Origin of the sequence: Candidatus Clostridium helianthi, assembly GCF_045310795.1 — a bacterium.
Lineage (GTDB): Bacteria > Bacillota > Clostridia > Clostridiales > Clostridiaceae > Clostridium > Clostridium helianthi.
Genome location: NZ_JBJIAB010000015.1, coordinates 83,946 through 95,523 on the forward strand (window position 1 = coordinate 83,946; position 11,578 = coordinate 95,523).

At 28.4% G+C, this 11,578-nt stretch carries 10 protein-coding genes; 4 read left to right on the forward strand and 6 right to left on the reverse strand.

Annotation, left to right across the window (positions count from 1 at the left end; genetic code table 11):
• Window positions 1-21: 21 nt before the first annotated feature.
• Complete coding sequence (locus ACJDTP_RS13175) at window positions 22-1,278, forward strand: PucR family transcriptional regulator (protein WP_406761460.1); 1,257 nt, start codon at window positions 22-24, stop codon at window positions 1,276-1,278.
• 92 nt (window positions 1,279-1,370) lie between these two features.
• Window positions 1,371-1,613: a hypothetical protein gene (locus ACJDTP_RS13180; protein WP_077840497.1), complete on the forward strand. Its 243-nt coding sequence runs from the start codon at window positions 1,371-1,373 to the stop codon at window positions 1,611-1,613.
• A 216-nt stretch (window positions 1,614-1,829) separates the two neighbouring features.
• On the opposite strand, the gene ACJDTP_RS13185 is transcribed toward ACJDTP_RS13180, so the two are convergent.
• Window positions 1,830-2,042: an alpha/beta-type small acid-soluble spore protein gene (locus tag ACJDTP_RS13185; RefSeq protein ID WP_168981016.1), complete on the reverse strand. Its 213-nt coding sequence runs from the start codon at window positions 2,040-2,042 to the stop codon at window positions 1,830-1,832.
• A 757-nt stretch (window positions 2,043-2,799) separates the two neighbouring features.
• On the opposite strand from ACJDTP_RS13185, the gene ACJDTP_RS13190 reads away from it, so the two are divergent.
• Window positions 2,800-3,705 (forward strand): YIEGIA family protein, encoded by a 906-nt coding sequence (locus ACJDTP_RS13190; RefSeq protein ID WP_406761461.1) that lies wholly within the window; start codon window positions 2,800-2,802, stop codon window positions 3,703-3,705.
• A 15-nt stretch (window positions 3,706-3,720) separates the two neighbouring features.
• Entirely contained in the window at window positions 3,721-3,927 is a 207-nt protein-coding gene (locus tag ACJDTP_RS13195; RefSeq protein ID WP_012059301.1) for a capping complex subunit for YIEGIA, read from the forward strand.
• Between the two features lie 121 nt (window positions 3,928-4,048).
• On the opposite strand, the gene ACJDTP_RS13200 is transcribed toward ACJDTP_RS13195, so the two are convergent.
• The 5 genes from ACJDTP_RS13200 to deoC all read right to left on the reverse strand — a co-directional run bounded on the left by ACJDTP_RS13200 (window position 4,049) and on the right by deoC (window position 11,205).
• On the reverse strand, window positions 4,049-4,819 hold the full coding sequence (locus tag ACJDTP_RS13200) for a hypothetical protein (RefSeq protein ID WP_406761462.1): 771 nt from the start codon (window positions 4,817-4,819) through the stop codon (window positions 4,049-4,051).
• Between the two features lie 177 nt (window positions 4,820-4,996).
• The gene (locus ACJDTP_RS13205; protein WP_012059304.1) at window positions 4,997-5,260 is read right to left on the reverse strand and encodes a glutaredoxin-like protein; all 264 of its coding nucleotides are present in this window, start codon (window positions 5,258-5,260) and stop codon (window positions 4,997-4,999) included.
• A 975-nt stretch (window positions 5,261-6,235) separates the two neighbouring features.
• Window positions 6,236-7,504: an APC family permease gene (locus ACJDTP_RS13210; protein WP_406761463.1), complete on the reverse strand. Its 1,269-nt coding sequence runs from the start codon at window positions 7,502-7,504 to the stop codon at window positions 6,236-6,238.
• Window positions 7,505-7,675: 171 nt separating this feature from the next.
• Window positions 7,676-9,385 (reverse strand): methyl-accepting chemotaxis protein, encoded by a 1,710-nt coding sequence (locus tag ACJDTP_RS13215; protein WP_406761464.1) that lies wholly within the window; start codon window positions 9,383-9,385, stop codon window positions 7,676-7,678.
• A 1,169-nt stretch (window positions 9,386-10,554) separates the two neighbouring features.
• A complete protein-coding gene (gene deoC / locus ACJDTP_RS13220) occupies window positions 10,555-11,205 on the reverse strand; it encodes a deoxyribose-phosphate aldolase (protein WP_406761465.1) in 651 nt (216 codons plus the stop codon).
• Window positions 11,206-11,578: the final 373 nt, after the last annotated feature.

The following is an 11,578-nucleotide window of genomic DNA, read 5'->3' on the forward strand; positions in this document are numbered from 1 at the left end:
AAGCGAAATAAGGAGAATTTAATGGAAAAGGAATACGATTTATATAAGAAAAGATATGAACTTTATGATAGTTTATTTGTTCAAAATAATATTGATGATATTCTTAGCATAGCTGAAAACTTTTTAGGAAATCCTATTTTTATTTTAGATACAAGCTATCGACTCATCACTCGTTCTCATCTAGCTAAGTGTGAAAATTCAAGCATCGAAACCCATAATGGTGAAGATTATTTATTGTCAGGTATTATTAGTTTAATGAAAGAAAATAAATGTATGGACACTATTTACAAAACAAATAATTCATTTTTTCATTATTCCGATGAAAATTTAATATTTTGCTCTATTAAAGTTAATGGAATTTCAATAGGATATATAAGTGTTCTTCAACGTAATCGTGATTTTGAAGATGAAGATTTAGAACTTACAAATATATTATCCAATTTGCTTTCTATTCAAATACAAAAAGATAATCTATTTATAAGTAACTCAGGTCTAGATGAAGAATATTATTTGATGGATTTATTGGTTAATGATATAGATAATTTAGAATATGCCAGTGAACGATTAAAATATAGTAGCTTTACTTTAAGCAAATACAATTTAATCCTTTCAATACCCTTCAAGCAGAAATATGAGGATTATAGACATAACTTTGGATTAAGAGACTTAATTCAAAGACTTAAAGGTATACTTGGAAATTGTATTTCAACCTATTATAAAGATACAATTATTTTTCTTATTAGCAGTGATAATGAACAAATTATAAGTGAGTACATAAAAGAAAATCTATTAGAATTTTTAAAACTAAACAATTTAAGATGTGGAGCTAGTATTAATTTTAATAATTTATTGGATATAAAAGATTACTTTAAGCAATCAATATGCGCTTTAAAGCTATCATTATATATGAAAATCCATAGTGATATAAGTTATTTTGAAGATTACATTGAATATTATCTTATTCATATATCTGCAAGTTCAAAAGAAAATAATGATTTACCTAGAATTGATATAACAACCTTAGTTAACCCTCTAATAAAAAAGCTTATTAAATACGACGAGAAGAATAAAACTGAATTATTTACAACTCTGAAAACCTACTTAGAATGTAATAGAAATGCTAACCATACATCAAATAAATTAAATATACATAGAAGCACATTATTTTATCGCTTTAATAAGATTCAAAGCTTACTTGATATTTCCTTGGAAGACAGTAATAACTTATTTAAATTAGAGTTATCAATTAAGATTTTAAATTATAATAAATTTTCTTAAGCTTTACCTAAATATTATGTAACAACTTTTAATACTGCCTAATATATTGTTAGTATAACAAATGATTTTGATTAACAAAGGAGAAATGGGCTATGAAAAAGTGTTGCAAAAAATCTTGCAAGCCTTGCTATAATAACAATTACGGATATGGTAATTATGGTATGAATTATGGAAATTACGGTATGAACTATGGTAATTGCGGAGGAAACTGTGGTTTAAACTTTGGAAATTGTGGCATGAACTACGGCAACTATGGAATGAATTACGGTAATTACGGTGGATATTACGGAAACGGCTTTAATGCTTGGAATTTATGGCCATTTTTATTTCTTTAAAATATATTAATAATTATTTTATCCTCAATATTATTAGTACGCTCATAAGTATATTCAATCTAAATTCTGTATTAATTTAAATGAAGGCAAGTATATTATAGTAAAAAATAGACCTAAAAGATTTATTAATTAAATCTTTTAGGTCTTGTTGTTTAAGATATAAAATTTCGCTTTATATCTTAAACAACTATTTTTATTCTCTTAGTCTTATGCTTATTACTTAAGACCTTGTTCGTAACTTTCGATCATATGTTTTACCATATATCCGCCAACATATCCATTTTGTCTTGAAGAAAGGTTTCCTTTATCCATATTTTCATAATCGTTTAATCCGACTTCTGAAGCAACCTCAGTTTTTAATCTGTTTAATCCTTGTTTTGCTTCTGGTACTAATGTTCTATTTCTTCCACTATTATTATTTGATGACATATGCATCTACCTCCCTTAATTAATATAAATTTTGCTTGGCAGTAATATATTAACCAGTATGATAAATTATAACCTATAAAAATACTAGTAAAAGTAGCATCGATAGCTTGTATTACATACTTTTCCTTATTGAAGAATTATATTTCATTTAAGTCCATAATCTCCTATTAGTTCACCCTCTAAATATTAATTTTTTAATAGATGTTTATGATCATATTTTTTATCCTAATATAGAGATATTTCCATACCAATTAGAATCTTCAGGCATATTTTCATAGATTTTTCGAACAAAGTATTTATGATTTCTTCGGTAAGTTACCAAATAAATTTGAAACTTATATAGATAAACAATTTAAGAATTCGACTTATTAGATGAACAGATTTACAAAATTGCTAGAATTTTAAACTCATATCTTTACTAGAAATCATAAATATATTTGTGAAGAAAACATTTGAAAATGAGCTGTTAAAGGTTCTTAGCTGTAGGTTGTTCCAATTTAGCTTGTCAAACTGAAAGTTGGAGCATGCTAAATTGGATACAACCTGCTGCTTAGAACCTTCAGCGATATTTTCATAGCTTTTCGGAACAAAATATTTATGATTTCGGTGAGTTATATGCATAAGTTCATGTATTAGTTGGGTTATCTATATAGATTTCAAATTTCAAGATAACTGTATATTTTTTATATATAATGCAGAAAATTAATATATAAAATTGGTTATTTATATTCTAACTACTAAATATTCGGAGGATCATATGGAAAAAGAAATGCTTTCTCAGTATTATATATTTTTAATCTTAATACCAATACTATGTGGTACTGCCGCTAGATACATTACATTAGTCGTTGATTACAGGCAGTATCCCAGCTATCCAAATGGATATTTAATTCATTTAGTAACTGGGTTTATATCTTCTGGAATAGGCGCTATTGCGATTCCAGCTATTCTTGAAAGGAACTTTGAAGCAATAACCTTTCTAGTTCTTGCCACTGAACAGTTTAGAGAAGTGCGAAGAATAGAAAAAGAAAGCCTTCAAGATCTTGATAATGTGGAACATGTTTTTAGAGGAGAAGCTTACATTGACGGTATTGCAAAAACTTTTGAAGCGAGAAATTATTTATCATTGTTAGTTTCCTTTTTAACTAGCTTAACCATGCATATTATGCCTCATAATATTATTCTAATAAATATATTAAGTGGTATTTTAGCTGGAGGCATAATTTTTTATATACTCAAAAATTTTTCAAAAGGCAAATCTATTGGAGATATTGCTCAAGTAAAGCTAGCTAAGATAACTGTAAAAAATTCCGAACTATATGTAGATGATATTTTTGTTACAAATCATTTAGGTACAGATAGAGCAAGAAATTTAGTTAAAGATGGTGGCATGGCAGCAATAATTTATCCTAATGAAAGACACTTTAACAGAATAATTGATCATCACGGTCAAAGGCAGGCTATAATATTTGAAGCTTGCAGAATGTTAGGACTAAAAAGATACCACTATACTAAATGTGACTACGAAACAGGAAGAGTGGCTGTTATGCTAGTTCCAATAATTTATAATGAAGGCTCTTTTATAGAAACAATAAAGAAAACACCTCTTTTAGAGAGTATAAAAAAGAGCTCTAGTTTAATGAAATCTAATCTTAATAAATAGAAAGGCAGGAATACCATGGGTACAGATTTTTATAATACTGGTTATGAAATAATAGCATATATAACCCTATCTAAAGATAGGGCACAAAATGGAAACCCCTTAATTTTAGTTGCCCAAACTCAAGAGGAGCAAAAGCAGTTAACTGATGATATTTCAAAGGCTTTAAGAGCGGAAGTAGTTCAACTTACTTGCGGCGATTATATGATTATTAGCAAAAACTAAATAAACTTAGAGGCAGTTTAAAAGTAATTTATATTAAAACTGATATTTGAATACCTAATGCTGACAGTAGTCATTATGCTTCAACATTTAGAAATATATAATTCACAGACACACAATTCTATTAGAGACATTTTGGATCTATTGGGAATTTTATATTCAATCCCGCTAAATAAAAATTCACTGGGATAGGTGTTGCATAATTATTATTTGGAAAATATAATCCTGGATCTCCTTCTAACCTATTTAATGCCAATAATATAGTATAATTAAGTTCTGTTATATTTACTTGATATTTCACAAAAGTAGCAATAGCATTACCATTAGATATAATGAATGTTAATTTATAATTAAATTCTGCTGAATTCTGTGATTGAGACTCGTTAGCTCCTTCACTTTCATCTGACTTATTACCCATTTCATCCTTTTGAGATTCCTTAGTTTTTTCATTCATTTCTGAATCATATTGATTTTCTTCCTTATCTTCTTCACATATATTTTGAAGGCATTGATGTATTAGTAAATCAATCTTTTCATCTGGGTGGATTGGTTTTGTTTTGTCATACTCAATAACACCCATTTGAACTTGATTAATAAATAGACCAATTATAAATGTTGTAATGCTAATCTCAACATTAGTTTCAAGTGCTTCACCTAAACTGCCTGTAGGACCATTATTTGAGGCACTTGTAGTAATAAATACATATATTTTATTAACACTTCTATAAATCAATTCACCGTCTAATACCAATACATTGTCATTTTCTAAATATTCCGCACATGGTGGAATGACTGCATCTGCAAATGGATTAGGATTGCATTGTGATTTCTTTTGTTTATTTGTTTTTTTACTACCTCTACATTTTCTATCTTTCTTACATTTACACTTCTTCATATGTATCCCTAATTACAATTAATATAATAATATAATATGAACACTATTAAATTATGCTCACTAAAAGCCCTATAAAATTAATTTATAAAAACTTTATTTATTAATAATGAAATCCTATTTTTTTATCCATTTGACTAGAATACAATCAAAAAAATCCTCTACTATGTATAAACTCCTCTATCTATTTTTCATACATTCTTCTATTGCGTAATTTTTATCAAGTGTTATAACTCCATTATCCAAGATAAAACAAGGTATCCCTATTCTCTTTTCATCTTTAACATCATCAAATAGTGAATTTTCATCACGAATTGCAACAAATTCCTTTAACGCTTTTATATCTTGGCAAAAATCTCTATAATCAAAGCTAATATTTTTCTCTTTTAGTTCCTCTATAGCCTTTAATGTAGATGGACACACATTACTTCCATAAATCTTCATAATAAAACATCCTTTCATTTGTATATTTTGCTTTCTTAAAATATTTTTACTGTGGTTCATAATTCTTCATATAGATAAACCAACTATAATCTATACTTATGCGTAACCTCGCCGAAATGAATAACATACTTTTGTTCCAGTTTCTAGGTGATTCTGATGGGTGATTCTAAGGCTATAAAGTTGCACCAAAGTGCTAGCCTCAAAGAACAAGCTTTGAACTAGCACATTTGGAACAACTTATAGCCAAAGAATCACATCCATCAAAATTACCAATGAAACATTCCACAAAAGTATATTACTCATTTCTAGTTAGAGGATATTTCATAGGCTAAGTATACTTAATGATTGTGTTATCCATATGGTTCCTCAATGAGAGTCAACTTATATAGATATCAGCCAAAACCTAATATTTATTAAGGTAATAGCTAAAGAATTTAATCCCAATACTTCAATAATTATTCTTTTCAAAATAATTATATTTATACTTTTTAATACCATAAATCAAATTTGAAGTATCAAAAAGCTTGTGAATAATGTCAACTTGTATTTTACCAATTTAAAACATCAGCAGAATACTATAACTCTAATTATCAGATGTACATATTTACAAAGCTACTAAGACTTTAAGTTCGTATCTTCACTAGAAATCATAAATATATTTGTAACCACAAGGGTCATAATATGGGGAAAACATTTGAAAACGAGCTGTTAAAGGTTCTTAAGCAGAGAACCCAAATCTTTGATTTGGTGAGAATCGCTTACTCAGCGAACGAACGTGAGTCGAGTTTCTGCTAATGGTTGTTCCAGTTTAGCTTGTCAAACTGAAAGTTGGAGCATGCTAAACTGGATACAACCTGCTGCCTAGAACCTTCAGCGACATTTTCATAGCTTTTCGGAACCAAAATATTTATGATTTCGGTAAGCTACCACATAACCCTGGTTTTAGTTAGGTTAGCTATATTATAAACAGCTAATTTAGCTTTCTTTTAAAAATCTTTTTTTTAATTTTTGCTGAAATTGTGGCATGCTCTTATACATGCTCATTAGGCTTACTACAACCAACAGTGTCCATCCTATTAATGATGAAAATGCTAATAATATAATTAATATTATAATAAGCAATATTATTGATACTTTTAAAATGATGCCATCTATACATTTGAGACTAGCAATAAGTCCAAGAAGTGCATTACATATAAAGAATGTATTTGCAATTCCTACTGTCCATTCTACAGTAATATAATTGTAGTGAATGAGGACAATAAGTATGCAATGAAATATAGTTAATACTAATAAAGCTCTTTTAGGAGATCTTTCTTCCTCTTTCTTTCTTAAAAAAGCAGGAAGCATGCCATTTTCTGCTCTTGCAGCCATTTGTCTTGTAACAGCACCTAATATCATTATCAATGTGGCATAACACAATCCTGCTGCTACAATTCCCATAACAATATAAGATAAGTTACCGAATAAAGGAATAAGAATTAAACTTACATTGATGTCTGTTTCTTTTGTAATAATTTGATTTCCTACACTATTTTGCAGAGCAAAAGTAGTTAATAAATATATAAAAATAACAGCTGATAAACTTATTTTCATAGCACGCATAAGAGTTTTCTCTGGATTCATGACCTCTTCAACATAACTTCCAATTACTTCCCACCCTATAATTGCCCAAAATAATAGCAAAAGCGTAGAGCCAAGAGTTGTAATTGGTGGCATACTACTAGGAAAAGTTACATTATCCTGATTTAAAAGATTAAAAACACTGCCTATAATAAGAATAAGTCCAGTAAGTGAAGAAAGTATTAAAGTAACTTTTCCCATTGCAGTTATTCCCATTAGAAGTACGACTATATTAAGAAATAATAATATAAAAATTACAAGGGTCCTATAATTATTTGCTCCCGGAAACATATTACAAATAAATCCAGAAGCCGTATATAAAACAGCCACAGGCCCAAAGCAGACAGCTGCTGTCAAATAATTCGAAGATAATTCCCTAAAATTTTGTCCAAGCTTCTCACCTATTACCACATTCACCCCTTCATTACTCAAAGTTAATATACTCATTTTTGTAAATATGTAAGCAAATATAATACCCATAAGCATAGTTATTATCCATGCAATAATCGCTTTATCTCCAATCATATGAATCGCAATAGGTGGTAATAGTACAATACCTGAACCTAAAATTGGACCTATCATCAGCCCACTTATAGAAATAGTGTTTAGTTTTTTATTCATTTTTCCCCTCCTTGGTGTTGATTATCTTATTATAAGAGGGGTTAATTCATTTGTAAAATTGAAATTTTAAATGCAGCATATCAATAATTTTGATGATTAAAGATTTTCTATTTAACAAAACAATCCAAGTAATCTTATTTATCTAAGATTCACTTGGATTGTTAAACCTATTTATATTTTGAAATTTAAAACTAATTCAGTTAATTTTTCTGCTGTTTCTGCTTGATCTTGAGCTACTCTAGCAACCTGTTCTATTGCTTTATTAGTTTCATCTATACCTACTTTAATTTCCTCCGAACTGTTTTTAGTATCTTTCATATTTTCAGCAATAGTTTGTACAACTTCAGAAATCTCTTCTGTAGATGCATTTAACTCCTGTGACATTGATGCAATATTTTGTGATAAATCACTAATATATGCAGCATCATTTTCATATTTATTTCCTGTCTCAATCAGTAAATCATAATCTTTTTTAACATTCTGATTAACAAAATGTAGTACCTCCTTTGAATTACCTGATAGATTATTAAAGGCAGCCTGAACATTTGAAACTACATTTTGAATATTCTTAACATAATCTGCTGATTGCTCAGCAAGTATCCTTACTTCATTTGCAACCACTGCAAATCCTTTTCCTTGTTCTCCAGCCCTTGCAGCTTCAATATTTGCATTCAAGGCTAATAAATTTGTCTGTTCTGCTATTGATGCTATTGATTGTGCAATTATACCTATTTCACTAACTACTTTTCCTTGCTCTATTGCATTAAGTATATTATTTTGCTTTTCTTCATACAATTCATCTGTAGCTTTCATAGAGTTAATTCCAGTTTCCTTTACTTCAGTAGCTCTTTCCTTAATTTCGATAGACTGATGACTACTTTCAGTTGAATTCGAAGCCAGCTGGGTTATTCCAGAATTAACTTCTTCCATTGTTGAAGCTAACTCCTCTGTAATTGAATTTATACCTTGTATATTTTCTACTATTCCAGATGTATTCTTATCTATGCTTTCAAAATTGCTTGATAATTCTTCTAATGTAGCAGATAATTCTTCACTAGATGCTGTTACGCCCTGAGCCTGAATCACAATATTTTCAATCACTGATTTGATTTTTTCTTTTGCATTATTTAATGCTCTAATTAACAATCCTAATTCATCATTATTTTCACTTTCTATTGAATATGTTAAATCTCCATTTCCTAAAGCTTCTGCAAATAATAAAACTTTTTTAATTATCATAGATATATATATTGATAATCCTGTCCCTATAGCAATCGCCAAAATAATCCCTACTATTAGAATTGCATGCATTATATTAGTTGTTTTGCGATAATTTTCTTTTGCACTGCTATAAGCTTCATCTGCTTGTTTTTGGTTTATTTCAACCAAGTTATCAAGATGTTTTGATATAATTTCTGTAGTTTGGTTAATTTCAGATAATTTAATTTTTGCTTCTGAATAATTCCCATTTTTAAGTAACTCAAAAAGATTGTCTTTTTCAGTTGCAAACTTATCTCCTAAAATAGAATTAAGATCATCAAACTCTTTCTTCTCATCATTTGACATGCTGCTATTACCAAAAGCTTCAACTACAGCTGAATTTTTAGTTTTGATTTGATTAAGTTGTTGTAGCGCTGTTTGTACCTTGGAATTATCCTGTTCTAGAACTACATCATTAACAATTTTAATTTCAATTAAAAAATTCTCTTTAACCGAATGTATTTCATCAATACTTTTTAAATCATCAGAATATATTTGTTCTATACTGCTCTCAGTATTTGATAGACCAAACTTTCCGAAGAAACCAGTTATACCAATTAGTATAACCATACTCATAAAGCCAATTAATAATTTTGTTTTTATGGATACATTCTTTATCATCAGTATACCATCTCCCTTTATAATAAAAAATTAAAGTTTATAATAATTTGCAGATTATTCTAAACATTTACTAGTTTATATTTTATCAAAAATTGTTAAAATATAATAGCATTTCGACATAAATTTTTCTAGTTATGACAGTTTTATATTTTTTTATTTATATAAATTTTATTATCATACTACTAATTTAGATTATAAATATTTAGTTTTTAACCATATATACCTATACATTTCCTTTTTATACAAAGTGCGCGTCATAGAGTGTAGTTATGCACTGTTTTATTTTTTTCCAATTAAATTAAATAGGCTAGTTATTCATTTGCATAACTAACCTTAAATTTTACTCATTTATAGAATTTATATTAATCCTCTCTCCAAATTTTGTTAGCGTGTTTTTTATTTTGAAGGAGTGAAAGTTTCTATAACAGCAGTTTCCTTATCTTCTGTTATTGCACCTCCACATCTTTTTTAAATGCATATCTCTTGTTCGATTTAATTATAGGAAATTATTGTTACAGTTCTGTAACAGAGATTTATCAATAATGTTACAGATTATATAAATAAATCTAAAAATTATAATCTCTTCATTTTAATTCACATTAATCCTGATATAGTCTTATCTCACTACATTAGTTTAAAATATCATAATTCTCTGCAAAAATTATACTACTAGCACTTTATACAAATTAATCAATACGAAACCTGGCTAATTCAAGCCTTATGTTATATAAATATTAAATTCATAGCCTTCTAAAAAACATTTCCTATAGTAAAACCAAATTTCTCAAAAACTTAAATTTGCTTCATTCTCTTTTTAAAATGCATCTATTTACGCACCTTTTTATATTGTTACATTTTTTTATTGGTTCATTTTTAAATTGTTTTATGTTTTAATTTATAAATTCTTATATTGTTAAATTCCTATATTCTTATATTCTTTTATTCTTAACTTCGTATATTCTTAAGAATATACATTTTACCTGAACCTATGATGTTAGTATAGTTTTATGGGCACATTCTTTTAATTAAATTATTTTCCTTACTAAATCTTCTTTCATTTGCGAGTAATATAAATAATAGAACCATGAATTATTTTTTGTCTCATGGTTCTATCCAGCTACTTATCACAATTTATCATTTTATCATTTATTTATCTTACAGCCTAAAAATTATTTGCTCTCATTAACAATTGCAATACTGTTACTTGATCCTATTCTGCTTGCTCCTGCACTTATCATCTCCATAGCAGCTTTGAAGTCTCTAACTCCACCTGATGCCTTTACGCTTAAATCTGGTCCAACAGTTTTTCTCATTAAAGCAATATCTTCCTTAGTTGCTCCGCCAGTAGAAAATCCTGTTGATGTTTTAACAAAATCAGCCTTAGCTTCTTTAGCTATTTCGCAAACCTTAACTTTCTCCTCATCAGTTAATAAACATGTTTCAATAATAACTTTAACTAGTGCTTTTCCTTTAGCTGCATTTACTACAGCTTCTATATCTTCTTTAAGTAAACTATAATTTTTATCTTTTAATGCTCCAACATTTATAACCATATCTATTTCGCTCGCACCATTTTCAATAGCTTGAGATGTTTCAAATGCTTTCGCTTCTTTTGTCATAGCTCCAAGTGGAAATCCTACTACAACACAAGTCTTTACTTCACTTCCTGCAAGTTCAGTACTTACTAATTTTGCATAACATCCATTTACGCAAACTGAAGCAAAATTGTATTCTTTAGCTTCTCTGCATAATTTTTTTACATCCTCTACTGTCGCTTCTGGTTTTAATATTGTATGATCTATATATTTAGCAATATTCATATTTCATTACCCCTTCCTTAACTTGTCACTTATATCTTTTCAGTATCATTAATCAAGACATTCTCTTTAATTTATTAAAAATATTATTTATAAAGCACCATATCAGAAAGCAGAAACATTTTTATAACCTCAAGTGTCATAATATGCAACGGGCATTGAAAATAAGCTGTTAAAAGTTCTTAATTGTAGATTGTTCCATTAACGCTTGTGAAGTGAGAGTCCAAAATTTTCTTTTGGGTTCTCGAACTTCCTCAGCAAATGTAATGAGTCGAGCTTCCCTAGGGAATTGGGAGCAAGCATAGCGGTGCAACCTGCAATTTAGCACTTTCAGCGAAATTTTCACAGTCCTGCGAAGTAACAATGTTTCTTCTTT

What these genes read in the sequence shown, in the direction of transcription:
- ACJDTP_RS13175 (WP_406761460.1), top strand. Translation starts at nt 22, where the DNA reads ATGGAAAAGGAATACGATTTATATAAGAAAAGATATGAACTTTATGAT.
- ACJDTP_RS13180 (WP_077840497.1), top strand. Translation starts at nt 1,371, where the DNA reads ATGAAAAAGTGTTGCAAAAAATCTTGCAAGCCTTGCTATAATAACAAT.
- ACJDTP_RS13185 (WP_168981016.1), bottom strand. Translation starts at nt 2,042, where the DNA reads ATGTCATCAAATAATAATAGTGGAAGAAATAGAACATTAGTACCAGAA.
- ACJDTP_RS13190 (WP_406761461.1), top strand. Translation starts at nt 2,800, where the DNA reads ATGGAAAAAGAAATGCTTTCTCAGTATTATATATTTTTAATCTTAATA.
- ACJDTP_RS13195 (WP_012059301.1), top strand. Translation starts at nt 3,721, where the DNA reads ATGGGTACAGATTTTTATAATACTGGTTATGAAATAATAGCATATATA.
- ACJDTP_RS13200 (WP_406761462.1), bottom strand. Translation starts at nt 4,819, where the DNA reads ATGAAGAAGTGTAAATGTAAGAAAGATAGAAAATGTAGAGGTAGTAAA.
- ACJDTP_RS13205 (WP_012059304.1), bottom strand. Translation starts at nt 5,260, where the DNA reads ATGAAGATTTATGGAAGTAATGTGTGTCCATCTACATTAAAGGCTATA.
- ACJDTP_RS13210 (WP_406761463.1), bottom strand. Translation starts at nt 7,504, where the DNA reads ATGAATAAAAAACTAAACACTATTTCTATAAGTGGGCTGATGATAGGT.
- ACJDTP_RS13215 (WP_406761464.1), bottom strand. Translation starts at nt 9,385, where the DNA reads ATGATAAAGAATGTATCCATAAAAACAAAATTATTAATTGGCTTTATG.
- deoC (WP_406761465.1), bottom strand. Translation starts at nt 11,205, where the DNA reads ATGAATATTGCTAAATATATAGATCATACAATATTAAAACCAGAAGCG.